This is a genomic window from Microbacterium enclense (assembly GCF_001456955.1).
Lineage (GTDB): Bacteria > Actinomycetota > Actinomycetes > Actinomycetales > Microbacteriaceae > Microbacterium > Microbacterium enclense.
In genome coordinates this window covers 124,224-149,396 of sequence record NZ_KQ758468.1, presented here as the reverse complement: position 1 = coordinate 149,396, position 25,173 = coordinate 124,224, and the positions used below count along the sequence as shown (strand labels likewise).

The 25,173-nt window shown below is 70.1% G+C and carries 21 protein-coding genes; 16 read left to right on the top strand and 5 right to left on the bottom strand.

The genetic code is table 11. The annotated features are described in order from the left end of the window. The first annotated feature begins 48 nt into the window (after positions 1 to 48). From AS029_RS04075 to AS029_RS04050, 7 genes are all read left to right on the top strand, one after another. The gene (locus tag AS029_RS04075) at positions 49 to 1,554 is read left to right on the top strand and encodes a tyrosine-protein kinase domain-containing protein (RefSeq protein WP_058231326.1); all 1,506 of its coding nucleotides are present in this window, start codon (positions 49 to 51) and stop codon (positions 1,552 to 1,554) included. Positions 1,555 to 1,603: 49 nt separating this feature from the next. Then, positions 1,604 to 3,406, top strand: a complete 1,803-nt coding sequence (locus tag AS029_RS04070; protein WP_058231325.1) for a DUF4012 domain-containing protein — start codon at positions 1,604 to 1,606, stop codon at positions 3,404 to 3,406. Positions 3,407 to 3,621: 215 nt separating this feature from the next. Further along, the gene (locus tag AS029_RS04065; RefSeq protein WP_058231324.1) at positions 3,622 to 4,203 is read left to right on the top strand and encodes an LPXTG cell wall anchor domain-containing protein; all 582 of its coding nucleotides are present in this window, start codon (positions 3,622 to 3,624) and stop codon (positions 4,201 to 4,203) included. A gap of 114 nt (positions 4,204 to 4,317) precedes the next feature. After that, complete coding sequence (locus tag AS029_RS04060; RefSeq protein ID WP_217630057.1) at positions 4,318 to 4,806, top strand: cupin domain-containing protein; 489 nt, start codon at positions 4,318 to 4,320, stop codon at positions 4,804 to 4,806. Between the two features lie 49 nt (positions 4,807 to 4,855). Then, a complete protein-coding gene (locus AS029_RS04055) occupies positions 4,856 to 5,773 on the top strand; it encodes an SMP-30/gluconolactonase/LRE family protein (RefSeq protein ID WP_058231322.1) in 918 nt (305 codons plus the stop codon). 196 nt (positions 5,774 to 5,969) lie between these two features. Further along, positions 5,970 to 6,107, top strand: coding sequence for a hypothetical protein (locus AS029_RS17505; protein ID WP_167345226.1), 138 nt, complete (start codon positions 5,970 to 5,972; stop codon positions 6,105 to 6,107). Between the two features lie 647 nt (positions 6,108 to 6,754). Then, positions 6,755 to 7,399 (top strand): formylglycine-generating enzyme family protein, encoded by a 645-nt coding sequence (locus AS029_RS04050; protein ID WP_058231321.1) that lies wholly within the window; start codon positions 6,755 to 6,757, stop codon positions 7,397 to 7,399. A 188-nt stretch (positions 7,400 to 7,587) separates the two neighbouring features. Here the strand turns inward: AS029_RS04050 and AS029_RS04045 are convergent, their stop codons facing one another. Beyond that, positions 7,588 to 8,058 carry a MarR family winged helix-turn-helix transcriptional regulator gene (locus tag AS029_RS04045; RefSeq protein ID WP_058231642.1) on the bottom strand — a complete coding sequence of 157 codons (471 nt, stop codon included), beginning with the start codon at positions 8,056 to 8,058 and terminating at the stop codon, positions 7,588 to 7,590. Positions 8,059 to 8,130: 72 nt separating this feature from the next. Between AS029_RS04045 and idi the strand changes: the two genes are divergently transcribed. The 7 genes from idi to AS029_RS04010 are packed head-to-tail and all read left to right on the top strand — an operon-like array spanning position 8,131 to position 13,823. Further along, positions 8,131 to 8,682, top strand: a complete 552-nt coding sequence (idi, locus tag AS029_RS04040; protein ID WP_058231320.1) for an isopentenyl-diphosphate Delta-isomerase — start codon at positions 8,131 to 8,133, stop codon at positions 8,680 to 8,682. Next, positions 8,679 to 9,749, top strand: coding sequence for a polyprenyl synthetase family protein (locus AS029_RS04035; RefSeq protein WP_228375874.1), 1,071 nt, complete (start codon positions 8,679 to 8,681; stop codon positions 9,747 to 9,749). The genes idi and AS029_RS04035 overlap by 4 nt, the downstream gene beginning before the upstream one ends. Beyond that, a complete protein-coding gene (locus AS029_RS04030; protein ID WP_058231319.1) occupies positions 9,746 to 10,615 on the top strand; it encodes a phytoene/squalene synthase family protein in 870 nt (289 codons plus the stop codon). Before AS029_RS04035 ends, AS029_RS04030 begins: the two co-directional genes overlap by 4 nt. Continuing rightward, positions 10,612 to 12,168 (top strand): phytoene desaturase family protein, encoded by a 1,557-nt coding sequence (gene crtI, locus AS029_RS04025; RefSeq protein ID WP_058231318.1) that lies wholly within the window; start codon positions 10,612 to 10,614, stop codon positions 12,166 to 12,168. The genes AS029_RS04030 and crtI overlap by 4 nt, the downstream gene beginning before the upstream one ends. A gap of 1 nt (position 12,169) precedes the next feature. Further along, positions 12,170 to 12,622, top strand: coding sequence for a lycopene cyclase domain-containing protein (locus tag AS029_RS04020; protein WP_139168012.1), 453 nt, complete (start codon positions 12,170 to 12,172; stop codon positions 12,620 to 12,622). Further along, the gene (locus AS029_RS04015) at positions 12,619 to 12,933 is read left to right on the top strand and encodes a lycopene cyclase domain-containing protein (RefSeq protein ID WP_058231317.1); all 315 of its coding nucleotides are present in this window, start codon (positions 12,619 to 12,621) and stop codon (positions 12,931 to 12,933) included. The genes AS029_RS04020 and AS029_RS04015 overlap by 4 nt, the downstream gene beginning before the upstream one ends. Further along, positions 12,930 to 13,823 (top strand): prenyltransferase, encoded by an 894-nt coding sequence (locus AS029_RS04010; protein ID WP_058231316.1) that lies wholly within the window; start codon positions 12,930 to 12,932, stop codon positions 13,821 to 13,823. Before AS029_RS04015 ends, AS029_RS04010 begins: the two co-directional genes overlap by 4 nt. A gap of 274 nt (positions 13,824 to 14,097) precedes the next feature. Here AS029_RS04010 and AS029_RS04005 read toward each other — a convergent pair whose 3' ends face one another. Further along, positions 14,098 to 17,046, bottom strand: a complete 2,949-nt coding sequence (locus tag AS029_RS04005; protein WP_058231315.1) for a UPF0182 family membrane protein — start codon at positions 17,044 to 17,046, stop codon at positions 14,098 to 14,100. Between the two features lie 43 nt (positions 17,047 to 17,089). After that, entirely contained in the window at positions 17,090 to 18,217 is a 1,128-nt protein-coding gene (locus AS029_RS04000; RefSeq protein ID WP_058231314.1) for a YlbL family protein, read from the bottom strand. Between the two features lie 127 nt (positions 18,218 to 18,344). Between AS029_RS04000 and AS029_RS03995 the strand changes: the two genes are divergently transcribed. Further along, complete coding sequence (locus AS029_RS03995) at positions 18,345 to 19,787, top strand: zinc-dependent metalloprotease (RefSeq protein WP_058231313.1); 1,443 nt, start codon at positions 18,345 to 18,347, stop codon at positions 19,785 to 19,787. Positions 19,788 to 20,725: 938 nt separating this feature from the next. On the opposite strand, the gene AS029_RS03985 is transcribed toward AS029_RS03995, so the two are convergent. Together AS029_RS03985 and nudC are read right to left on the bottom strand one after the other, a co-directional pair. After that, entirely contained in the window at positions 20,726 to 22,477 is a 1,752-nt protein-coding gene (locus tag AS029_RS03985; RefSeq protein ID WP_058231311.1) for an ATP-dependent helicase, read from the bottom strand. Continuing rightward, positions 22,474 to 23,511 carry an NAD(+) diphosphatase gene (gene nudC, locus AS029_RS03980; RefSeq protein WP_058231310.1) on the bottom strand — a complete coding sequence of 346 codons (1,038 nt, stop codon included), beginning with the start codon at positions 23,509 to 23,511 and terminating at the stop codon, positions 22,474 to 22,476. Before nudC ends, AS029_RS03985 begins: the two co-directional genes overlap by 4 nt. A 106-nt stretch (positions 23,512 to 23,617) precedes the next feature. Between nudC and AS029_RS03975 the strand changes: the two genes are divergently transcribed. After that, positions 23,618 to 25,120, top strand: coding sequence for a phosphotransferase (locus AS029_RS03975; protein ID WP_058231309.1), 1,503 nt, complete (start codon positions 23,618 to 23,620; stop codon positions 25,118 to 25,120). The last annotated feature ends 53 nt before the right edge of the window (positions 25,121 to 25,173 follow it).

The window sequence follows — 25,173 nt, the reverse complement described above, 5'->3', positions numbered from 1 at the left end:
ATTGCGCAGGTTCTTACCCTGGGCCGAAACGCGTCTTCGAAAGGCATGATGGAGCTCAGCGACTACATCCGAATCCTCCGCAAGAATTGGCTCGTCATCCTCACGCTAACCCTCGTGGGCTTGTGCGCGACGACGGCATTCACGCTCACGCGGACGCCCGTCTACGAGTCCTCCAGCACCATCTTCGTGTCCACTCAGGCCGGAGGCACGGCAGCCGAACTGCAGCAGGGGTCGAGTTTCACGCAGGCCCGCATCAACACCTACGTCGGACTGGTGCGCACTCCCATCGTTCTCGAGCCGGTGATCGCGGAGCTCGGAAGCAGCACGACACCGGCGTCGCTTTCGGGACGGGTCAGCGCCACGGCGGCCCTGAACTCGACCCTCATCACCATCACGGTGTCCGATCCCGACCCGACTCGCGCGGCGTCGCTGGCGAATGCGATCGCCTCGAGCCTCTCGTCCGTGGTTCCCCAGCTCGAGCCCGAGGCGAACGACGGTTCCAGCCCCGTCCGCCTGAGCCGCGTCAGCGAAGCGCAGCCGGCCGTCGCCCCCTCCAGCCCGAACACGCCGCTCAACTTGGCGATCGGACTGATCGCCGGCTTGATCCTGGGCCTCGGTGTCGCCGCACTGCGCACCAGTCTCGACAACAAGGTGCGCACCCTGCGCGAAGCGGAGACCATCACCAAGGCCCCGGCGATCGGGGCGATCGCGTACGACGTGAAGGCACGGGAACGTCCGCTCATTGTCCACGCCGACCCGCTGAGCCCGCGCGCAGAATCGTTTCGCGCCCTGCGCACGAATCTGCAGTTCCTCGATATGGGCGGCCGCTCCAGCTTCGTCGTCACCAGTTCGATCGCGAGCGAAGGAAAGTCGACGACCACGATCAACCTCGCCATCGCTCTGGCCGACGCCGGCAAGCGCGTCGCGCTCGTCGACGCCGACCTTCGCAAACCCGCCGTGGCGAACTACCTGGGCATCGAGGGCGGTGCGGGTCTGACCGACGTCCTGATCGGGCGGGCGGCCGTCGATGATGTGATGCTCCCCTGGGGAGGCCGGAGCCTGTTCGTCCTCCCCGCCGGCAAGATTCCCCCCAACCCGAGCGAGCTGCTCGGCTCCCACAAGATGGGATCGTTCCTCGCCGCACTCGAAGAGGACTTCGATGTCGTGCTCTGCGACGCTCCTCCCCTGCTTCCGGTGACGGATGCCGCGATCCTGGCGCGGTTGACCAGTGGCGCCATCATGGTCGTCTCGGCCGGCCGCGCGACCAAGCATCAACTGGCCGGGTCGACGGAAGCGCTCAACACGGTCGGCGCGAAGCTCGCGGGGTTCGTCCTGTCGATGGTGCCCACTCGGGGTCCGGATTCCTACTACTCCGCCTACGGCTACGGATACGGCGGCTACGGCTCGGGCTACCGCCAGGAGCCCGTAAAGAAGAAGAAGGCGCCCCGTCGCGGCCCGTCGAGTCCCACCGCGCCGAAGCAGCGCGACGACGACGCCTACGACGGCGCTCCGTACTCCCGCCGGGCCACACGAGAAGCGCAGCGGGAAGAGTGAATTCGACGATCGTCCTTCGGGCGGCTCGTCAGCAGGGGGTACTCTCGTCGTGAGTGCGCGAGGCACCACCTTCTCCCCGCGGCGCGCGGGCAGGATCGCTGTGTGGGTCGTCGGGGCGCTTCTCGTCGTCGGGACGCTGATGGCCCTGTGGGTGGGAGTGCGCGGAGCGCTCGCGTATCAACACCTCTCCACGATCCGCTCCCTCGGGCCCGAGGCGGCATCCACGTTGGCCGCCGATCCCGCTGAGGCGACTTCCGTGATCGAACGGCTGGCCACCGAAGCGGATGCTGCGCACGACCTCACCTCCGACGTCGTCTGGTCGGTCGCAGAGCGCGCCCCGTGGATCGGCCCGCAGCTCGAAGCGCTCGGCACGATCGCCTCCGCGTCCGACCGCTTGTTCGGAGACAGTCTGCTCCCGCTGGCGACCGCAACCACGAGCGATTCGCTCAACGCGCTGCGGCCGAAGGACGGCCGCCTCGATACCGCCGCCTTGAGCCGCCTGGCCGCGCCCACCGAGTCGGCCGCCGCAGCTTCGGCCCTCGCCGCGCGCGACGTCGATGACCTCGACCCCACGCCTCTTCTGGGAACGGTCGCGTCCGCGGTCGACCAAGCCCAAGAACTGTTCACGACCTCCGCGCACGCCATCGACGCGCTGCACCGCGCCACGAAGCTCCTCCCCACGATGCTGGGCGAGAACGGCCCGCGCACCTACCTGCTCCTCGTTCAGAACAACGCCGAATGGCGCTCGCTGGGCGGCATCTCCGGCACCACGATTCTGCTCCGCGCGGAGGGAGGCGCGGTGTCCCTGTCGGCGACGCGGTCCGCCACGGAGCTCTCGCGCGGTCTGACGCAACCCGTCGTCGCCCTGCCTTCCGAGATCACCGAGATCTACGGGACCAGACCCGCGCAGTTCGTCCACAATCTGACAGAGATTCCCGACTTCACGGTCGACGGCCCCCTCGCCCAGGAGATGTACCGCGCACAGACCGGCGCGATGGTCGACGGGGTCATCGCGGTCGACCCGGTGGCGCTGTCGTACCTGCTGGCGGCCACCGGGCCCGTCGCCCTCCCGGACGGCGAATCCTTGGCATCCGACAACGCCGTACCGCTGCTCCTGAGCGCCGTCTACGAGCGCTTCCCCGACCCCGCGGCCCAGAACGCATACTTCGCGGGGGCCACCGGAGCCGTCTTCGAAGCGCTGATGGAGGGACGGGGCTCCACTCCCGGTCTGCTCGCGGCCCTTGCTCGCGCGACCGAGGAACGACGGATTCTCGCATGGTCGGCCGACGAGAGCGAACAGGCCCTCCTCGACGACACCGTGATGGCGGGGCGACTTCCCGTGACCGACGAGCACACCGCGCGATTCGGCGTGTACCTGAACGACGGCACGGGGTCGAAGATGAGCTATTACGTGGAACCGACGGTCACCCTCGACTGGGGATCCTGCGGCAGCGACGACCGGGAACTCTCGCTGACGGTGGAGCTGACCAATACCGCCGCCCAGGATGCCGCGACGACCCTGCCGACTTACGTGACCGGCAACGGCGTCTACGGCACGGCGCCGGGTGCCGCGACGGTCGTCGGCAACATCTACATGCCCGAGGGGTGGGATCTGGTGTCGGCGACGACCACCAGCGGCAACGGCTACACGCAGGCGACCCTCGAGGGGCGTCAGGTGCTCACCTTCGGTCCCGTGCTGCCGGCACAATCGTCGACGACCATCACCGTCACGGTCGCCTCCCGCTCCTCCGCGAGGGACGCCGAGGCCCTCGTCACCCCGACGGCGGACGCTTCCCTCCGGCCGACGGTGCAGGCGAGTTGCGTACTGAACGCACGTGCCGGCCTGCAGTGAACGCGCGCTCGGGTCTCGGACCGAAGAAATGGGCCGTATGGCGATATTTAACGTCCCAGAAACCCTTTCCGGTTTGCGTAAGGAATGCACCTAGGCGATACTCAGATTGTCTTAGTAGCACCCGCTTCAGCGTTGTCCTCCCCTTACATCACCGCCGGGATAGCACGAGCGCGGACCACCTCCCACCGGTAGCCCGGATTCGAAAGCAGGCATTCATGAAGCTCAACTTTGCAAAGGTCGGCGCCTCCGCCGTCCTCGCCGGCGCGCTGCTTCTCGCGGCGCCGCTCGCTGCGCAGGCAGATCCTCAGGAGTACGTCCCGACAAGCCCCGGCACGCAGTCCCGTGAGATCACAGAAGACGGCCCGCAGGGCTTCGGCGGCTACGCGCCGGGTAGCCCCGTCGACTTCACCCTGATCGGTGTCGGCGTGACCGGCTCGAACATCGCGACCGCGGGCCTCCCCGTCACCTCGGCGTCGGTGACGAAGTTCGCTGACGCGACCGGTGCCGCGACCGCCGTCATCACCCTCCCCGATCCGCAGGTCGGAACATACCTCCTCACCGCCTCGGGCACCTTGGCCGACGGAACTCCCGGCACCTCGACCACCGTCGTCGGTAGCGGCACGAGCACTGGCGGAACGAGCGCCGGCGGCACCACCGACGCGAGCGGCTCGCTGCCCGCCACCGGTATGGACGCGAACTCGCTCCTCGGCTTCTGGGTCGGCGGTGGCGCCCTCGTGCTCGCCGGCGCGACCGTCGCCGTCGTCGCCACGGCACGCCGCAACCGCAGCAAGGCCTGACGCACCGCGTCACGAAGGGCGTCGCCGACCAAAGTCGGCGGCGCCCTTCGTCGTCGTCGTCACCGCCACGTCAAGCCTCGGCTCCTGCTCGGCATGCGTCTGTTGACTCGACGCATGCACACCACAACGACCACCCCCGTTCGCAGTGACGGAAAAGACGCCGAGAATGCGCCGACTCTGCCCTTCGTCCACATGTGGACGGGGCTAGACGGAAAGAGCCGTCTCGACGAATCCGTCATGCGCGGCTTCGGCTTGCAGAGCGTCGGCGGCGGCGCCGATCCGCAATGGATGCGCCCATTCCCGGGCGAGGTCGCGGCGGTGCTTTTCGCCGTCCTCCCCGTCGACTGGGTGGGCGATTGGCATCCGTCTCCGCATCCGCAATGGGTCATCCCCCTCCGCGGACGATGGTTTCTTCAGACGCAAGACGGCTCACGCGTCGAGATGGGGCCCGGAGACATCCATTTCGGCCAAGACACCGAGACTGACGAGATCGACGGCGAGCACGGCCACCTTTCGGGGACGGTGGGCGACGAACCGTGCTGGCAGATGCTCATCCAGTTCGCCTCCTCCCCCGGCGCGCCCACATCCCACCCCTTCGGATGAAGGCGTCAACCCGCTCGGCGCCGACATACCGAGCCGTTTGACTGGAGACATGCCCCTCCCTCTCGACGGCCAGATCCTTCAGACCCCCCGCTCCCCCGAGGTCGTCGAGGTGTCACCGCCTCGCGTGTGGGACGAGCGCCTCGCTGCGGTTCTTCCCCCGATGTCGCGGTTGCTCTCGCTCTACGCCGACGCCACATGGGCGGAGGGACCCGTTTGGTGGCCCGAAGAGCGGTCGCTCATCTTCAGCGACGTCATCGGACGCCGCACGCTCGCCTGGCGTGAGGACGGCAGCATCGTCACCGTGCGTGACAGATCGAACTTCGCGAACGGCAACGCGATGGATGCCGACGGCCGCCTCGTGCAAGCCGAGCACGGGCGCCGCGGCATCAGCCGTACCGACGCCGACGGCACCGAACTTCTCGTCGACGCCTATGAGAGCGAACCGCTGAACTCGCCGAACGACCTCGTCGTTGCATCCGATGGGGCGATCTGGTTCACAGACCCCACATACGGCATCTCCGACCCGCGCGAGGGCTACCCGGCCGAGCCCGCACTCCCCCACCAGAGCGTGTACCGCTGGCGCGACGGCGAGGGCCTGCGGCGCATGATCGACCTCGACCAGCCGAACGGCCTCGCCTTCAGCCGCGACGAGAAGACGCTGTACGTCGCCGAATCGAACGCCGACGGGCTCCCCCGCGTCGTCGCCTGCCCCTGGGACGGCCACGCGCTCGGGGCCCCGCGAACCTTCGCCACGGTGGATGCCGGCATCCCCGACGGCTTCGTCGTCGACAGCCGCGACTGGCTGTGGATCTCGAGCGAAGCAGGTGTCGTCATCGTCGACGACCACGGGCGGCGACTCGGAGTCATCCCCACCCCGCACGTCGTCAGCAACTGCACCTTCGACGCCGACGAGAAACGTCTCTTCATCACCGGTGACAGCGACCTGTGGATGGTGGACCTCTCCTGAACTCCGCAACCGCGGGTACCCCTTCGTCGAACCCTGGAATCTCAAGATCACCCCAATAAACGGCAAGTCGCTTGTCCCCCATGTGGGGGACACGTAAGGTCGGACATCAAGCCCGCTCGATCCGGGGGTCACGAGCAACCGGGCTCTGTCTGTGGGGAGCACCATGAGGATCTTGCCGGCCCGTATTCGAAACGGCGTGAACACCTTCTTCTACGGCCGCGCCGTCGTCCGCTGCGAGACGTGCGGAACGGCCGTCCGTCCCAGCCGCGCTGTGTGGCGCGGCGCCCGTCCCTACTGCTCCGCGGCGCACGAGCACGCCGACTTCGCGATCTGACTCTTCTCCAGTCCCGCGTTCATCGCGGCCCTCGCGGTTCGCGCGCGACGCGGCGCACTGTGGTCGCTGCGTGTGGCGGGGACGCACCCCCGACCGTCCCGTCGCTCGTCTCGTCTGCAAGTTCCCGGCAAGTGAATGCGAAGACAACGACCCGAAACGCAAGATCCCGCGAGGACTCCCTGAAGCACGGTGTCCCCCACCCGGGGGACACGTATGGTCGGGAACCGAGCCGATCGCATCCGGAGGGTCCGGGGCCGGACGAGGAAGCAGGGGAACCCCATGAAGACCATGCCGAAGCGCGTTCGAGGCAGCGTCAGCTCTTTCCTCTACGGCCGGCCGACCGCCCGGTGCCAGACGTGCGGGTCGACCGTCCGGTCCAGTCGCGCCGTGTGGCGAGGCGCGCGGCCCTACTGCTCGGCGCGCCACGAGCACGCCGATCTCGTCGGCTGACCCTGCAGCGCTCGACAGTCGACACGTCATTCGGCGCAGCGGTCGTGCACCGTCACGGACCGTACGACGAGGCACGAATCGTCACCGTTGTCACCCCGGGCGCATAAGCCGCCGATGTCCGTCACTCTGGATCATCGAGTCTTCGCGCGGCCCATCGCCGCGCCCGGAGCTCCCTGACAGATGAGTGGTGACCACCGTTGAGTGACGTTGAGATGGCATCCATCCCCGCCGGCCGCGTGATGCGCGGCGATCTGCGAGGCGCGGAGCGGCGAGAGATCGTCGTCGACGCGTTCGAGATCGGCGTGTACCCCATCACCGAGGAACAGCTCGCCGAACTGCTCGGCATCCCGTCGCGTCATCCCCGTCGCCCGGCGACGCAGATCAGCTGGCTGCGCGCCATCCGCCTGTGCAACGCGCTCAGCGAATGGGAGGGACTCGATCCGGTGTACTCGTTCGACGGAGAAGTCGTCGAGGGGGATGCCGAGGCCGACGGCTTCCGCCTCCCCACCGAAGACGAGTGGGAGTACGCGTGCCGCGCGGGCTCGGTCTCGTCGGCGTACGGGCCGGTGCGCGAGGTCGCATGGACGGCCGCCGACGGCGTCGGTCACCCGTCCGACGTCGGCGCACGCCTGCCCAACCTGCACGGACTGTTCGACACCCTCGGCAACGTTTGGGAGTGGTGCATGGACCCTTTCGATGCCGACAGTGACGGCGACGCGCGCGTCTTCCGCGGCGGCGGTTGGTCGGACGCACCGGCTCTGGTGCGGGCGACGGCGCGGCGCGGCGGGCGGCCGCGAGATGCGTTCGACGACGTCGGGGTGCGGGTGGCGCGCACGCGGTGATTCGGCGGGGGTGACTGGCGGCGGATGGTCGGTGCCGGACCCTTCGACAGGCTCAGGGGCCTCGGCTGGCGCGGGCGAGAGTGAGGGGCGGGCCCTTCGGCAGACTCAGGGGCCTCGGCTGGCGCGGGAGAGAGCGGGGACCGGACCCCTCGACAGACTCAGGGTCCTCTGCGCGGGAGGCGGCGCGGTCAATCTTCGGTCGTGATGGCCTCGGTAAGCTCGTCCATGAAGCGCGTCACGGTCTCGAGCTCCGCGTCGTCGAAACGGTCTGCGATCTCGCGCATCGCGCTGAGGTGCACGCCGAAGTGCCGGAAGAACTCGCGGCGCGACTTGTCGGTGAGCACCACCACGCGTGCCCGGCCGTCGGAGGGATGCGGACGACGCTCGAGGTGACCCGACGCGACGAGGCGGTCGATGAGCTTCGTCGTCGACGCGGTCGAGATGCGCAGATGAGTGGCGACGTCGTGCGGACTCACCATCTGGCCGCGGTGTTCGCGGATCGTCAGCATGCGCAGTGTGGCGAGGTCGCTGGCGTTCATGTCCATGTCGCCCTTCATGCCGCTGTGCATGCGATCGAGGGCGTCGCTCAACGTCTGCACGGCGCGCAGCGACTGGGTCACGGCGGCACGCCTATCAAACGTCGATACGGGGTCTGCCACGGTGGACACCCTCTTTCCGCCTGGGTATAGTCAGGCTCACATCGCTAGCTAAACTAGCAAACAGGAGGCACGATGAGCGAGACCGAGTATGTCGTCCTCCTGGACGACTTCGGAAACGAAATCGGCACCGCGCCCAAGGCGAGTGTGCACGGCACCGAGACCCAGCTGCACCTCGCCTTCTCGTGTCACGTCGTGAACAGCGCCGGGCAGGTGCTCGTCACGCGCCGCGCGTTGCACAAGAAAACCTGGCCCGGCGTCTGGACCAACTCGTTCTGCGGACACCCCGCCCCCGCCGAGCCCGTGCTGGCCGCCGTGCACCGCCGCGCCGAGTTCGAGGTGGGCCTGCGCGTGCGCGACCTCGAGCTCGCCCTCCCCCTCTTCCGCTACCGCGCGGTGGATGCCAGCGGCATCGTCGAGCACGAGATCTGCCCCGTCTACGTCGCCCGCACCGACGACGAGCCGCAGCCCAACCCCGACGAGGTCGCCGAGTACCGCTGGGTCGACCCGCTCGACCTCGCCGCCTCGCTCGCCGCCACCCCGTGGGCGTTCAGCCCGTGGCTCGTGCTGCAGGCGCAACAGCTTCACCTGTTCGAGGCCCCACCCGCCGTGAGGAGAGCATCGTGATCGTCGCCGTCCCGTCCGCGCCCACCGCCCGGCAAGAGATCGAAGACGCGATCGAGACGGCCCTCGAACGCCTGGAGTACCGCGTCGTACCGCTCGGCGAAGGCGCCCGCGCCCTGGCATCCGCCATCCGCCGCGCGACCACCGGGGGCAAGCGCTTTCGCCCGCTGCTCGTGGCCGCGGCGTACGACACCCTCGACGGCGACGGCGTCGAGCTGTCCGCCCTCTGGCAGGTCGCGGCGGCCTTCGAGCTGCTGCACACCGCGTTCGTCGTGCACGACGACGTCATCGACCACGACCTCGAGCGCCGTGGCATCCCGAACATCGGCGGCGAGTTCCGCCAGCGTGGTCTCGAGAAGGGCGCCGATGAAGACGGTGCCGCCCTGCTCGGCAACGCCGCTGGGATCCTCGCCGGCGACATGCTGCTGCACGAAGCCGGACGCCTCGTCGCCCTCGCCGACGTGCCCGCCGCGATGCGCGCCGAGCTCATGCGACTCGTCGAGGACGCCGTGATCGTCTCGGCCGCGGGCGAGTTGGCCGACGTCGAGAACGCCGTCTCGGCCGGCGACGTCGACGTGATGACCGTGCTCAAGGCGACGCGCGACAAGACCGCCGTCTACTCGTTCTCGGCACCGCTCCAGGCAGGGGCCGTCATGGCCGGCGCGAGCGAGGCCGCGATGCACGCGCTGGAGCGCTTCGGCGAACGCCTCGGCCTCGCCTACCAGCTCATCGACGACCTCATCGGCGCGTTCGCCACGACCGCCGTGTCGGGCAAAGAAGAGGGATGCGACCTTCGCGAGGCGAAGAAGACGCACCTCATCTCCCTGGCTCGCGAGACCGCGGACTGGCCCGAGGTGAGCGTCGCCCTCGCCCAGGCGCACACCGGCCCTGTCGCCATCCGCGCCGCGCAAGCCGCACTCTCGGCATCCGGTGCCCGTAAAGCTCTCGAGCGCATGGTGTACGAGACGCTCGAAGAGGCGACGATGATCGTCGATGGCGCGATGCTGCCATCGGCCTGCAAGGCGATGCTGCTCGAGCTCGTCGACACGGTGGCGGAGCGCGTTCCGTGACCACCGCCCACACGGGACTCGAACTCTATTCGCAGACAGCCGATGACGTCGCCGCGGCCGTCATCAACCGCTACTCCACCTCGTTCGGCGTCGCCACGCGACTGCTCGGCGCGCGGCCGCGTCCGCACGTGCGAAACATCTATGCGCTCGTACGCGTGGCCGACGAGATCGTCGACGGTCCCGCCCACGACGCGGGGCTCACCCCCGAGAAGGAACGCGCGGTCCTCGACGCCCTCGAGGCCGAGGTGATGGATGCCATCGCCACCGGCTTCAGCGCCAACCTCGTCGTGCACGCCTTCGCGCGGACCGCCCGCGAGTGCGGCATCGGCGCCGACCTCATCGCCCCGTTCTTCGCTTCGATGCGCACCGACATCGACACCGCCGCCCACGACGACCTGTCGCACGACGCGTACGTCTACGGCTCGGCCGAGGTCGTCGGGCTGATGTGCCTGCAGGTGTTCCTCAACGCAGGACTCTCGGCCCCGGCCCGCCCCGCCGCCGATCTGGTCGACGGGGCGCGGCGACTGGGGGCGGCGTTCCAAGACGTCAACTTCCTCCGCGACCTCGCCGACGACGCCGACCGTCTCGGCCGCGACTACCTCGACGGCGCCGCCGACGACGACCGCCGCACCGAGGTGCTCGACCGGATCGATGCCGACCTCGCCGCCGCGGCATCCGTCATCCCGCACCTGCCGCCCGACTGCCGCGCCGCGGTCACCACGGCGCACGACCTGTTCGCCGAACTGTCGCGTAGGCTCCGCTCCTCCCCCGCCGGCGCTCCGCGCGTGCGGGTTCCCGACGGTGTCAAAGCCACCCTCGCCGCCCGCGCCCTCCTCGGGCGTCCACCGAAAGGTTCCCGCTCATGAGCGCCCAGCGCATCGTCGTCGTCGGAGGCGGAATCGCCGGTCTCGGCACTGCCGCACTGCTCGCCGATCGCGGACACGACGTCCACCTCTTCGAAGCCCGCGACGCCCTGGGCGGACGCGCCGGGTCGTGGGAGAGCGACGGATTCCGCTTCGACACCGGGCCCAGCTGGTACCTCATGCCCGAGGTGTTCGACCACTTCTTCCGGCTGCTGGGCACCAGCGCCGCCGAGCAGCTCGACCTCGTGCGCCTCGACCCGGCGTACCGTGTGTACGGCCCTCCCGGAAAGGGCGAGCCCATCGACATCGTCTCGGGCCGCGAGGCCGTGCGCGCACTGTTCGAGGAGCACGAGCCCGGCTCGGGCGACAACATCGACGCCTACCTCGACTCGGCGAAAGACGCCTACGAGCTGTCGACCTCGAAGTTCTTGTACGACCCGTACTCCTCCAGCAAGGGGCTTCGCGATCCCGCGCTCGTGAAGCGCCTGCCCACGCTCATCCCGCTGCTGACGCGAACCCTCTGGAACCGCGTCACCACCGACTTCAAGAACACCCGTCTGCAGCAGATCCTCGCGTACCCCGCGGTGTTCCTCGGCGGCTCCCCCTTCGAGGTGCCGAGCCTCTACCACCTCATGAGTCACCTCGACCTCGGCGACGGCGTGCTGTACCCCAAGGGCGGCATGACCGAGATCATCACGGCGATCGAGAAGCTCGCGCGCGAGCGCGGCGTGCAGATCGAGACCTCGTCGCCCGTGGACGCCATCATCACCGAGGCGGGTGTCGCGCGCGGCGTGCGCCTGGCCGACGGACGGGTGATCTCGGCGGATGCCGTGGTGTCGGGCGCCGACCTGCACCACACCGAGAACGAGCTGCTCGAGGCGAAGGACCGTCAGTACCCCGAGAAGTGGTGGAAGGACAAGGTGCCGAGCCCCGGCGCCCTGCTGCTGCTGCTCGGTGTGAAGGGCGAGCTGCCGCAACTCACCCACCACACGCTGCTGTTCACCGACGACTGGCACACGAACTTCGATGCGATCTTCGGCGAGAACAAGAAGATCCCCGACCCCGCATCGATCTACATCTGCCGCCCGAGCGCGTCCGACGACTCCGTCGCCCCCGCGGGCCACGAGAACCTCTTCGTGCTCGTCCCCGTGCCCGCCGACCCCGACAGCGGTCGAGGCGGAGTGTCGGGTGCCGGCGACGACCGCATCGAGAAGGCGGCCGACCGGGTGATCGCGCAGATCGCCGAGTGGACCGGCATCCCGGATCTCGCCGAACGCATCGTCGTGCGCAAGACCATCGCCCCGGAGGACTTCAAGGAAGACCTGCACGCGTGGCACGGCAACTCGCTCGGGCTCGCGCACACGCTCACCCAGAGCGCGATCTTCCGCCCCAAGAACCGGTCGCGCAAGGTCAAGAACCTCTACTACGCGGGCACGTCGGTGCTGCCGGGCATCGGCCTGCCGATGTGCCTCATCTCGGCGGAGCTCGTCGTGAAGCGCCTGACCGGCGACACCACCGCCGGCCCCCTGGCGGAGCCCGCACGCGCGGCGGTCTGAGGTGCCCGGGCTCTACCTGGGCGCGATCCTGTTCTCGATGGTCGGCATGATGCTGATCGACGGGAAATACTCGCTCGCGCTGCGGGTCGCTCCGTGGCGCACGGCGCTGACCGTCGTGGTGGGCACGGTGTTCTTCCTCGCGTGGGATCTCGTCGGGATCGTCACGGGCGTGTTCGTGAAGGGCGAGAGTCCGCTCTTCGTCGGCATCGTGCTCGCCCCGCACCTGCCGCTCGAGGAAGTGTTCTTCCTGCTGTTCCTGAGCTACCTGGCGGTGGTGATGTTCGCGGTGTTCGAGCGGCGTTCGCGTGCGCGGAGCCGGAACGCGGATGCCGCGGGCTCCGGCGCCGCGGGGCGCACGGGCTCCGCTGACGCGGGGCCGTCTGCCTCGGATGCCGCGGGGCGCACGGGCTCCCGTGCCGCGCGGCGTTCCGGTTCCGAGGGGCGGGGCGCGTGACGTACCCGCTCATCGTGCTGCCGTTCGTGGCGCTGACCGTCGTCGTCACCCTCTCGACGCTCACGCGCCCGCGGTTCCGCGAGCGCATGGCATCCTCGGGGCTCACCGCCCTGGTGCTGGTGGGCCTCACCCTCGTCTTCGACAACATCATGATCGCCGTCGATCTGTTCTCGTACCCTCAGGAGCACCTGAGCGGGCTCAAGCTCGGCCTCGCGCCGATCGAGGACTTCGCCTACCCCCTGTGCGCCGCGTTCCTCTTGCCCGCGCTGTACACATTGCTCACACCCCGGCCCTTGAAGGACACCGTATGACCACCCCCGCCGCCCTCACCCCCGGACGCGTGCTGCGGGAGCTGTTCGTGTCGTCGCGGCCGGTCAGCTGGATCAACACCGCGTTCCCGTTCGCCGCCGCCTACCTGCTGACCACGCGGCAGATCGACGCGACGCTGATCGTCGGCATCCTGTTCTTCCTCGTGCCGTACAACCTCGCGATGTACGGCGTGAACGACGTCTTCGACTACGAGAGCGACCTGCGCAACCCGCGTAAGGGCGGCACGCACGGCGCCGTGCTCGACAAGCGCATGCACCCGATCACGCTGTGGGCCTCGGCGCTGACGTGCGTGCCCTTCGTGGTGTACCTCGTGATCGTCGGGTCGCCGCTGTCGTGGCTCGTGCTGGCGCTGAGCCTGTTCTTCGTCGTGTTCTACTCCGCTCCGCCGCTGCGACTGAAGGAGCGGCCGTTCGCCGACTCGATGACGAGCAGCATCCACTTCTTCTCGCCCGCCGTGTACGGTCTCGTGCTCGCCGGGGCCACGTGGACGCCGCAGCTCGTGTTCGTCTTCGTCGCGTTCGCGCTGTGGGGCATCGCCTCGCACGCCTTCGGCGCCGTGCAAGACGTCGAAGCGGATCGCGCCGCCGACATCTCGTCGATCGCGACCGCCCGAGGCGCGCGGTGGACCGTGCGCTTCGCGCTCGTCGCCTACACGCTGGCGGGTGTCGCGATGCTGTTCACCGCGTGGCCGGGGCCGCTGGCCGCCGTGCTGGTCGTGCCGTATCTCGTCGTCTGCTGGCCGTACCGCAACGTGACCGATGCCGACTCGGACCGTGCCACGGCGGGCTGGAACCGTTTCTTGTGGCTGAACCAGATCGCCGGCTTCGGAACGACGATGCTGCTGATCTGGTGGTGGTTCCTCAGCGCGTAGCGCGGGGCGCGGGGTGCACGCCTGCACCGGCCCCGGTGGCTTCGACGGGCTCAGCCACCTCCACCGCGGCCCGAACCCAGGTCCCTGAGCCTGTCGAAGGGACCGGCACCCGCCGCGCGCGGGCACCACGCCGCCGGTGGCTTCCACGGGCTCAGCCACCTCGACCGCGGCCCGAACACAGGTCCCTGAGCCTGTCGAAGGGACCGGCACCCGCCGCGCGCAACGACGACGCCGGCGCCCCGCGGAAGCGGAGCGCCGGCGTCGGTGAAGGGTGTCAGCCCGCGGGCGTGGCCTCGGGCGTCGGGGCCGGGGTCGCGGTCGACCCGCCGCCCTGGCCCTCAGCCTCCAGGGCCAGCAGACGCTGGACCGCCGCCGTCAGGCGCGCGTCCTGTTGGGCGAACGCCGCCAGGTCGCCGCTGGTCAGCGCCGCCTGTCGGGCGGTGAGTGCGTCACCGGCTTCCTGCAGCGCCGCGGCGTAGTCACCGCTCGGGGCGACCGTGCCGCCGCCATCGGTGCTTCCGCCCTCGCCCTGGTCGCTCGGCGTGACGGTCTCGTCGCCCGTGTTCGCACCGGAATCACCGCCGAACAACGTGTCGAGCGCTTCGCTGAGGGTGTTCTCGAACGCGATCTCGTTACCGAAGGCCACCAGCACGCGCCGCAACTGCGGCAGCTGGGTGTCACCGGACGACTGCACGAACACCGGCTGCACGTACAGCAGACCACCGCCGACCGGCAGGGTCAGCAGGTTGCCGTTGAGCACCTCCGACTGTCCCTGCTGCAGGATGTTGATCTGCGAAGAGACCGCGGTGTCGGAGTCGAAGGTGTTCTGCACCTGACCGGGCCCGGGCACCGTCGTCGCCGAGTCGATCACGAGCATGCGCAATCGGCCGTAGTCGTCGCGCTTCGTGCCCTTCTCATTGCCCGCGTTCGAGTCCACCGCCAGGTAGCCGGTGAGCACGTTGCGTGCCTGACCGCCCTGCGACGCCGGGATGAAGCTCGTGAACATCGAGTACGTCGGGTCGTCCTGACTCGGCATCTTCATCGTCAGGTAGTACGGGGGCTGGAAGGTCGCCGGGTCCTGCGGGTCGTTCGGGGTGGTCCAGCGGTTGTCCTGCTGGAAGAACGAGCGCGGGTCGTCGACATGGTAGACGCCCAGCATCGAGCGCTGCACCTTCATGAGGTCGGTCGGGTAGCGCACGTGGCTCATCAGGTCGGCCGACATCTCGCTCCACGGCTGCAGCGACGACGGATACACCTTCTGCCAGGCCTGCAGCAGCGGATCTTCGTCGTCCCACGCGTAGAGGTCGACCGAGCCGTCGTACGCGTCGACCGTCGCCTTGACCGAGTTGCGGATGTAGTTGATGTCATCCAGCGCGTAGGTGGGAGCCGGGTTGTTCGAGTCGGCGATGGCACGCGAAAGCGAGACGCCCGTGGAGTAGGGGTAGTTCGCGCTCGTGGTGTAGCCGTCGATGACCCACTTGATGCGACCGTCGACCACCGTCGGGTAGGGGTCGCTGTCGAGCGTCAGGTACGGGGCGACCTTCTGCACGCGGTCCTTGGGGCTGCGTTCGTACAGGATCTGCGAGTCGGCGTTGACGCTGTCGGAGAAGAGGATCTGCTCCGACTGGAACTTCAGCGCGTAGATGAGGCGGTTGAAGACGTTGCCCACGCTGGGGCCGCCGTCGCCCGAGAACGTCGTGCGGGTGTCGGAGCCGCCGTCGGCACCCAACGGGTAGTCGAGCTCGATCGGGTCGGTGCCCTCGGGCGCCCCGACGATGGAGTACGTCGGCGACGTCTCGCCGAAGTAGACGCGCGGTTCGTACTTGAGGTCGGTGAGGAAGCCCGTGCCGGGGATGGCCTGCTCGAGGAAGACCGGGTCGCCGTCGGCGGTGCGCTCGTTGCCGGCGGCCGCCACCATGCCGTACCCGTGGGTGTAGACGAGGGTGGTGTTCTGCCACGACGCGGCATCGCCCAACTGGCTCATGTTGAGCTCGCGCAGCGACACGACGGTGTCCTGCGTCTGTCCGTTGATCGTGTACCGGTCGACGTCGAGGGGGTTCGTGAACTGGTAGTAGGCGCGGTACTGCTCGAGCTGTCGCACGGTGGGCCCGATGATCGCGGGGTCCATGATGCGCAGCTGGGCGGTGGACTCGGCGTCGTTGCGCAGCTGACCGGCCTCGGCCTCGGTGGTGGCCTGGAAGTTCTCTTTCTCGACCTTGTCGATGCCGTATGCGGCCTTCGTGCCCTCGAGGTTGCGCTCGAAGTACTGACTCTCGAGCTGCAGCTGGTTGGGGCGCACCTGGAAGGTGGTCACGGCCCACGGGATCGCCGCGCCCACCACGATCGCCGAGACGACGAGCAAGGCGGTTCCGATGAGGGGGTAGCGCCAGCGGCCGAGGAACGCGGTGACGAAGAACGCCAGAGCGACGATGACCGCCGCGATCGCGAGGATCGTCTGACCGGGGATGACGGCGTTCGCGCCGACGTATCCCGGACCGGTGATGCGCTCCGACGGCTCGACGAGGCTGCGGAAGCGGTCGAGCCACAGGCTCGCGCCCTGCAGCAGCAGGTAGATGCCCGCCAGGATCGCGAGCTGGATGCGCGCGGCCTTCGAGATGCGCAGCTCCCGCTGTCCGACTCGGACGGAGCCGTAGAGGTACGACACGACGCCGGTCAGCAACAGGCACACCAGCACCACGGCGGAGGCGAAGCCCAGCGCGGCGGCGTAGAAGGGCATGCCGAACAGGTAGAAGCCGGTGTCGAGACCGAACTGGGGGTCGGTCACCGAGGTGGCGACGCCGTTGACCCACAGCCACGTGGTCTCCCACTGCGCGGAGGCGGCGAAGCCGGCGAAGAAGCCGAAGAAGATCGGGATGCCCCACATCGCCAGGCGCCGCAGGGGCTCGACGACCTCCTGATAGCGGTCGAGCTGCGAGCTGAGACGCGCGTACACCGGGCGCAGGCGGTAGGCGAGCTGGATGACGCCCCACACCGGCACCGCCATCGCCAGGAACCCGACGACGAACATCACGCTGCGGCCGATCCACTGGGTGGTCAGCACACCGGTGAAGCCCAGCTGCGCGAACCACAGCCAGTCGGAGTACAAGTTGGCGAAGACGAAGAACGCCACGACGAGCGCTGCGATCACCGCCAGAGTGATGGAGACGATCCGTCGGGAGCGGTTAGGGGGCGTGGCCTGGTTCGGCGCTGAGGTCGTGGTCACCCCTTCATCCTAGGCGCGCCCTTCTCGGGGTTCGCCGTGAATGCTACGATCCCGAGCCACACGTGGGCAGGGCGTCGAGATCGCCCCCGTCACGCACCGTTTCGAGCACTGTCAGCGACTGCTCGAGCGTCGACGTCGAGAAGACGCGGATACCGTCGGGCACGTGGCCCACGACCTCGTTGCAGTTCGCCTCGGGAGCCAGGAAGTAGGTCGCACCGGCATCCCGTGCACCGTACAGCTTCTGACGGATGCCGCCGATCGGACCCACGTTGCCGTCGGCGTCGATCGTGCCCGTGCCGGCGAAGTGGTTGCCGCCGGTGAGGTCGCCCGGGGACATCTTGTCGATGATCCCCAGCGCGAACATCATCCCGGCGCTCGGACCGCCCACGTCGTTCAGCTGGATTGTCACGTCGACGGGCAGGTCGAACGAGATGCCCAGGCCCACGCCGAGCAGGTACTGCGTCTGACCGTCGGAGGAGGTCTCGCGCGGGGTGACCTGCACGGAATCCGGGATGCCGCTGCGCTCGAAGCCGACGGTGACCGGGGCCCCCGCGGCATCCTGGACCTTGGAACGGATGGATTCGACGCTGGTGACGTTCGCGCCGTCGACCGATGTGATGATGTCGCCCCGCTGCAGCAGACCGGCGGAGGCACCGGCGTCGTCGACCGTCGCGACCGAGATCTGCTGCGGGACGTCGTATCCGAGCTCGCGCAGCGCGGCGGCGCTGGCCTCGTTCTGCGAGTCGGTCATGAGAGCGGCGTTCTCACTGTTGCGCTGCTCGGTGCTCTGCCCGGCCGGGAAGATGCGGTCAATGGGCACCACGGCGCGCGAGCGGTCGAACCACGCCAGTGCGAGCTCGAGCCAGGTGGGCGTGCGTTCGCGGTTGCCGCTGACCTGCACCGTCAGCAGATCGAGCTGGCCGGTCGAGGTGGAGTCCTTCTCGTCGGGGACGGAGATGAGGGGGACCTCTTCACCGTCGGCGTTGGTCGAGGTGCCGAGGGTGTCGAACACCGGACCCGGCTGCTGGATGACGTACGCCGACGGCAGGAACGTCAAGGCGAACAGGATCAGGGCGGCGAGGGCGATCGACCACACCCCGACGACCGTGCTGCGGCGCCACGGCTGGCGAGGAGCGGGCTCGACGGAGACGTTCTCATCGAACAGGGTCACGGTGGGGAGTCCTTTGCCGGGTCGTTCGCGCGCGGCGTAAGCGGCACGGGGCCGGGCCGGTGGATGCGGGGAAGCGTGCGACTAGCGTAGGACTCGTTCCCCCAGACCTGGCTGAAAGGCGGCCGTAATGGCAGACGAGAACCGCGGGCCCGACGACCGGAGCCCCGAGGAGGAGTTCCAAGAACTCATGCGCCGCCTGATGTCGGGCGACACCAGCGGCATCGACCCCGAGCAGCTCTCGCGCCTGTCGGGTATGCAGATCGATCCGGCGATGCTGCAGCAGGTCATGAACCAGCTGCAGGGCGCCTTCGCCGGCACGCAGGAGGGCGTCGACTGGAGCCTGGCCGAACGGCAGGCCCTGCACATCGCCAACCAGGACGGATTGGGCGTGACCACCGGTCAGCGCACCGATCTCGACCAGGCCTTCACCCTCGCGGGGCTGTGGCTCGGCGAGGCCACCACCATCCCCGACCTGCCGCGGCCGGCTCGCGCCGTCACGCGCGGCGCCTGGGTGAGCGCGACGCTGCCGGTGTGGCAGGAGCTCGCCGAGCCCGTCGCCACGAGCATCGCCGACGCGCTCACCGCGGCTCTCGGCCAGCAGGCCCCCGACGACATGCAGGAGATGATCGCCGGCGCCGGTCGCCTCATGCGCACGGTGGGCGGGTCGCTGTTCGCCACGCAGCTGGGGCACGTCGTCGGTCGACTGTCGACCGAGGTCGTCGGCGGCGGAGACGTCGGCATCCCGGTCATGCCCGACGGCGAGGCGGCGATCCTGCCGCAGAACTTCGCCGACTTCGGTCGCGACCTCGAGATCCCCGACGACCAGCTGGCGCTCTACCTCGCAACGCGCGAGCTCGCGCACGCGCGCTTGTTCCGTCACGCGCGCTGGCTGCGCCTGCACGTCATCTCGCAGGTGCGCGACTTCGCCCACGGCATCCGGGTCGACACCGACGCCCTCGAAGACCTGGCGTCGCGGTTCGACCCGTCGCAGCCCGAAGAACTGCGCGGCGCGCTCGAGAGCGGCGCGCTGCTGCCGGAGCGCTCCGAGGAGCAGACGGCGGCCCTCACCCGCCTCGAGAACCTCCTCGCCACGATCGAGGGCTGGGTCGACGTCGTCACCGAAGACGCGACCTCGCGTCTTCCGGCCGCCGTCCGCATCGCCGAGGCCGTGCGACGCCGTCGCGCCGTCGGCGGGCCCGCCGAGCAGGCCCTCGGCTCGCTCGTCGGGTTGGAGCTGCGTCCGCGCCGCATGCGCGAAGCAGCGGCCCTCTGGCGCCAGGTGACCGACGCGGTCGGCGTCGAGGGGCGCGATGCGTTGTGGGACTACCCCGACCTGATGCCCACCGCCGACGACATCGACGACCCGGCCGCCCTGATCGCCCGCCTCACCGCCGCGTCCCGTGGCGAGGCGGCCCCCGCGGATGCCATGGACGACGCGCTCGCGCAGCTGCTCGCCGAAGAAGCGCAGGGCGGGCGCGGTGCGGATGCCGTCGAACCGGGCGCCGGCCGTCCGTCGGATGACGAGACGCCGGACGACGACGCCGCGCCGGGCGATCAGCGACCGGTCTGATACACGGCATGCGCGCCCGGGGTGGTGATCACCCCGGGCGCGTTCCTGTTCTCGGGCGGCTCTGTCGTGAGGGCGTTCGGATGACGGACGGCTCCTCGTCGGCGTCGCGGTGAGGGCTCGGATGGCGCCCTCGGACGGCTCCCGGGGTCACGGCGTAGGCGCGGGCAGCGGCGCCGCGGGGGCTGTGCGGGGTGATGGACCGCTCCTCCCCACCCGCGCATTCCGTGTCAGCGCTGGGGACAGTGGCATCCGGTGTCGGCGCGCCCGACATGATCGGGCGATGATCAAACTCGATCCCTCCGCTCCCCCGCTGTGGCACGACGACGGCCGCGTGCAGTTCGGCGCCCCCGCTGTGGCATCCGCCCCCGTCGTGGCCCCGTGGGTCGACGTCGTCGTCGCCGCGTTGGTGACCGGCACGACGCGCCCCGAAGTGCGCGCTCTCGCCCGCGTGCACGGCGCGGCCGCGGGCGAGAGCGACGCCCTGCTCGACGCCATCGCTCCCGCCCTCGCGAGAAGGAAGCAGCAGCCGCCCATCGCCGTGCAGGTCGCCGACGATCTCCCTGAGCGCGCCATCCGCGCCGTGCTCGCCGCGCTGCCCGCACGGGCGAGCGTCTATCCCTGGGCGGGTACCGCAGGCGCGAGTGTCCCGACCGGGACGCGTGTGATGATGCTCGCCGCGCACCGCGTCGACCCGCGGCGCGCGGCGGGTCTCGTCCGCGACGACGTCACACACGTGCCTCTCACCCTCGACGGTGGGAGCGCCACGATCGGGCCTGTCGTCGTGCCCGGCCGGACGGCCTGCCTGGCGTGTCTCGACGCGGCGCGCCGTCTCGACGATCCGCATTGGCCCACGATCGCCGCACAACTGCTGGGACGCCCCCGACCCCCGGTTGACGTCGCGCTCGCCGCCGAGGCCGGGCGCGCGGCCCGATTCCTCCTCAGCGCGCCGATCGCGGCGACGACGAGGTCGTTGCGCCTGCGCGCCGATTCGTTCCGGCGGGTCTGGGAGACGCATCGGCCGAGCGAAGACTGCCACTGCCGATCTCTCGGAGGAAGCGCGATGGCGAGCGTTCCGCTCGGCCGCGGCCCCGCGACCAGCTCACCGAGAGCGTCCGCGCCGCCCGCGTGACACCGACGTACGCGAGTCGACGCTCCTCGTCGACCGCCTCAAACGTCTTGGCATACGAGATGGGCAGCAGCCCCTCGCTCACCCCCACGAGGTACACGTGATCCCACTCCAGACCTTTCGCCGCGTGCAGCGTGGCCAGGGTCACCGTGCGCGTCGTCGGTTCGTGCTGATCGCGGGCGCGTGCCTGCAGGTCGTCCGTGAACGCGCGCAGGTCGGTGCCCGCCGGTGCCTCCTCCGCGAGACGCAGCAGAGCCGCCCGGGCCTCCCACGCCTCGCGGAGGGCGCCGCCCGCCTCGGGCGGATCGTCGGTCAGGCCGACCCCGCGCAGCACATCGCGCACCGTGGCGAGGAAGCCGGTCTCCATCGGTGCCACCGATGCGGCCCGGAGCGCCATGAGAGCCTGCCGCACCTCGGGCAGGTCGAAGAACTTGCGCCCGCCGAGCACCGACGCGGCCACGCCCACGGCCGACAGCGCCGTGAGCAGCGCGGCAGACTGCGCGTGCGAGCGGTACAGCACCGCGATGTCGTGCGGGTCGATCCCCCGGGCCAGCGAGTCGGCGACGGAGCCAGCGACGGCCGCCGCCTCCTCCTCGTCGTCGTCGAAGGCCCGAACGGTGGGAACGGGCGTGTCGAGGCTACTGGCCGCGACGAGCTCGAGAGCGCCGGCGCGGCCGCGCATGAGGTCGTTCGCTACCGCGAGCACGGGCGCCGTGGAGCGGTAGTTGCGTTCGAGTCGCACCACGCGAGCGTCTTCATGGGTACGCTCGAACTCGAGCAGGTAGCGAGCGTCGGCCCCGGTGAACGAGTACACCGTCTGACTCGCATCGCCCACGACGCAGAGGTCGCGACGGTCGCCCAACCACAGCTCGAGCACGCGGTTCTGTAGCGGCGAGACGTCTTGGTATTCGTCGACGGTGAAGTGTCGGTACTGCTCGCGCACGGCCGCCGCGACGCGCGGCTCGGCCTCGATCATGCCCGCGCACGTGAGCAGCACGTCTTCGAAGTCCATCTGGCGTCGCTCGTCTTTGAGCTTTTCGTACGCGCGCTGCAGTGCGACCACCTGATCCACGCCCAGCCGCCCCACCCCCTCGGGACGGTCCGCCGCGTACTGGTCGATGGAGCGCAGCGTCACCTTGCGCCACTCGATTGCGGCGGCGACATCGCGCAACGTCGCGGTGTCGGGCGCGAGTCCCACGCCGTCGGCCGCGTGCGCGAGCATGCGCACCTTATTGTCGATGATCGACGGGGCCTGATCGCCGGCGAGCGTGGGCCAGAAGTAGTTGACCTGCGCCAGCGCGGCCGCGTGGAAGGTCCGTGCCGACACCCCCGACACCCCGAGGGCGCGCAGACGGCCTCGCATCTCGCCCGCCGCCTTCGCGGTGAAGGTCACCGCCATGACGCGCTGCGGCGAGTAGGCCCCCGTGTCGACGCCGTGGGCGATCCGGCGCGTGATGACGCGCGTCTTGCCCGTCCCTGCTCCCGCCAGCACGCACACGGGACCGCGCAACGCGCGCGCCGCCTCGAGCTGATGGTCGTCGAGACCCTCGAGCGGGCCCGTCATGCGATACCCCGATACCACTCGTCGATGAGGCGTCGGGCGATGGATGCCGCCCCCGGCAACTGCACCTCGGCCTCGCCCCGCAGGGCCGCACCGATCTCGTCACGGGTGAACCAGCGCACCTCGACGATCTCCTCTCCGTCCGGGCGGGCGTCGTCGTCCGCCACGACCCTGGCCCGGAAACCGAGCATGAGCGAACGCGGATACGGCCACGCCTGCGAGTCCCGGTACGCGATGTCGCGCAGGCGCACACCCGCCTCCTCCTCGACTTCGCGGACGACCGCGTCTTCGAGCGACTCCCCCGCTTCGGCGAACCCGGCGAAGCAGGAGTACCGCTGGCCCGCCCACGCCGCGTTCGCGCCGAGCAGGATCCTGTCGTCGGACTCCGCCGAGGTGACCAGCACGATGACCGCCGGATCGGTGCGCGGGAAGTGCTCGCGTCCGCACGCAGGACAGTGCCGTGACCATCCGGCGTGGCGCAGCTGCGTGCGCGCACCGCACGCCGGGCAGAAGGGCGCGTCGCGCAGCCACCCGGCCAGAGCGACGGCGGTGGTGAGCAGTTCCGCCTCCACGTCGACGAGGTCGCCGCCCGCGGCGCGCAGAGGTGCCCAGGTGGCATCCGCGACGATGGCATCGGGAGCGTCGTCGGCGAGAACGGCGAGCACGATCGCCGCCCCCTCGCCGTCGCGTCCGAGGAACGCCCATTCCCGCACGTCGGAATGGGGGCCGACGCCGACGGTCGCCGTGGTCCCGGCCTCGCGGAGTTCATCGGCGCCGACGGTCGCCGCGGCCCCAGCGTCGCCGAGCTCGTCGGCGCCAGCGGGCGCCACGGTCCCCGCCTCGCGGAGCTCATCGACCCCGAGAAGCAGCAGGTGCCCGTCGGCGAGAGGTGTGGCGTCGCGGCGCACCGCGACGACCCGGGTGCGCGGGTCGGCCAGGACGCGATCCAGCAGCCGGTCGTCCTCACGTTCTGCGCCCGACCGGTCGAAATGCAGGACCGGGTCCGCTGCGGACGGCGAAGACGCGGGACGCGGCATCGAGCACCTCTCTGACGGGTCGGCGGGGCGGGCGGTTGCGCTCGACCTCCCCGCTCAAGGGCGTGGCGTGGAGGGCGGGGCGAGGGGCCCGCCTACCCTGGGGGGCATGGCACGCTCGCCCCTCATTTTAGCCGCGTCGGCGACGACGGCCCTGCCCGGCACCGTGTTCACCAGCGCTCGCGCGCTGACCGAGAACGCGGGCGGACGGTTCGACTCGGCCCTCGCGCGCACCGACGACGGCCGCGAGGTCGTCGTGCGCATGCCCGCCGGCGAGGAGGGGGCTCACGACCTCGCCGCCGAGTCTCGAGCGCTGCATGCCCTGACCGCCGGCGTGCGCGCGCTGCTGCCGTTCGCCGTCCCCGAGGTTCTGGGTGAGAGCGGCTCCGGCACGCAGCGCGTACTGGTGGTCGACCACCTCGACGGGTACCGCATCGACCCGGCGCACCTGCCGAAGGGACCGGGGTACGCCTCCGCCATCGGCGGCGCGCTCGCGGCGGTGCACGGCCTCCCGGCATCCATCGTGCGCACCGACGGGCTGCCCGTGCGCACGGCGGAGCAGGTGCGCGACGACGTTCGACGCCTTCTCGACCGTGCCGACGCGACCGGTCGTGTCAGCGACGATCTCATGCTGCGCTGGCGGCGCGCCGTCGATGTCGACGACCTCTGGCGCTTCGAGTCCGCGGTGGTCCTCGGTGGCGCGAGCAGCTCGTCGATCGTGCTCGTCGACGATGAAGACGGCGTGCCGCATGTCGTCGGCATCCTCGACTGGTCGGGGCTGAGCGTCGGTGACCCCGCCGTCGATCTGCGCTGGCTGGCCTCCGCGCCGGCCGCGGCCGACGACGTTCACGAGGGGTACGCCGCGGCGGGCGACCGCTCCCCCGATCCCCTCCTGCGCGAGCGTGCACGCCTGTACGCCGAGCTCGAGTTCGCCCGGTGGCTGGTCCACGGTCACGACGCCGGCGAGGCCGAGGTCGTCGCCGACGCGGTGGCCCTGCTCGACGCCCTCGCCGACGGTGTGCGCGGCGACCACATCGTGCCCGACACCCGCAGCGACATCGACGACGCGATGGCCCTCGTCGAGAGCGTGCCGCCGGTCACCGCGCCCGGTGGTGTCGACACGTCGATGCAGACCGACGCGTACGACCCCGAGGCGCTGTCGCTGTACGTCGCGGCCGAACGCGACCGCGCGGCGGCTGCAGAGGCGCTCGCTGCGGCGCTCGATGAGCGCACGAATCCGGATGCCGACACCGGCGCCATCCACGTGGACCAGCTCCCCCGACCCGACGACGTCGACCACGACGCCACCGCCCCGGTGGACCTGGACGGGTGGACGGCTCCGCCGTCGTCGATGCCGGATTCGGCGGAGAGTGCCCCCGGGGCTTCCCCCACAAGCGCGGAGCAGAACCCGTGGAGCCGCCGGCAGGCGCGATCAGGCGACGAGATCGACTCGTCGCGCGTCGACCAGCACCGCTCGGGAGACGATCGCTCGCACGACGATCGCTCACACGACGATCGCTCGCACGAGACGGTCATCGACGACGAAGAGGACGCCGCCCGCGCGAGTCGCGCCGCGCTCCGCCGGTGGGGCGTATCGGGCGACACCGCCTGAGCCGCTGAACGGGCGGAGCGCCGTGCCTCGCGCGGGCGGCACCGTCTGAGCCG

Excerpts from the sequence above, each read along its gene's own strand:
- AS029_RS04075 (WP_058231326.1), top strand. The coding sequence starts at position 49 with ATGGAGCTCAGCGACTACATCCGAATCCTCCGCAAGAATTGGCTCGTC.
- AS029_RS04065 (WP_058231324.1), top strand. The coding sequence starts at position 3,622 with ATGAAGCTCAACTTTGCAAAGGTCGGCGCCTCCGCCGTCCTCGCCGGC.
- AS029_RS04060 (WP_217630057.1), top strand. The coding sequence starts at position 4,318 with ATGCACACCACAACGACCACCCCCGTTCGCAGTGACGGAAAAGACGCC.
- AS029_RS04055 (WP_058231322.1), top strand. The coding sequence starts at position 4,856 with ATGCCCCTCCCTCTCGACGGCCAGATCCTTCAGACCCCCCGCTCCCCC.
- idi (WP_058231320.1), top strand. The coding sequence starts at position 8,131 with ATGAGCGAGACCGAGTATGTCGTCCTCCTGGACGACTTCGGAAACGAA.
- crtI (WP_058231318.1), top strand. The coding sequence starts at position 10,612 with ATGAGCGCCCAGCGCATCGTCGTCGTCGGAGGCGGAATCGCCGGTCTC.
- AS029_RS04010 (WP_058231316.1), top strand. The coding sequence starts at position 12,930 with ATGACCACCCCCGCCGCCCTCACCCCCGGACGCGTGCTGCGGGAGCTG.
- AS029_RS03995 (WP_058231313.1), top strand. The coding sequence starts at position 18,345 with ATGGCAGACGAGAACCGCGGGCCCGACGACCGGAGCCCCGAGGAGGAG.
- AS029_RS03985 (WP_058231311.1), bottom strand. The coding sequence starts at position 22,477 with ATGACGGGCCCGCTCGAGGGTCTCGACGACCATCAGCTCGAGGCGGCG.
- nudC (WP_058231310.1), bottom strand. The coding sequence starts at position 23,511 with ATGCCGCGTCCCGCGTCTTCGCCGTCCGCAGCGGACCCGGTCCTGCAT.
- AS029_RS03975 (WP_058231309.1), top strand. The coding sequence starts at position 23,618 with ATGGCACGCTCGCCCCTCATTTTAGCCGCGTCGGCGACGACGGCCCTG.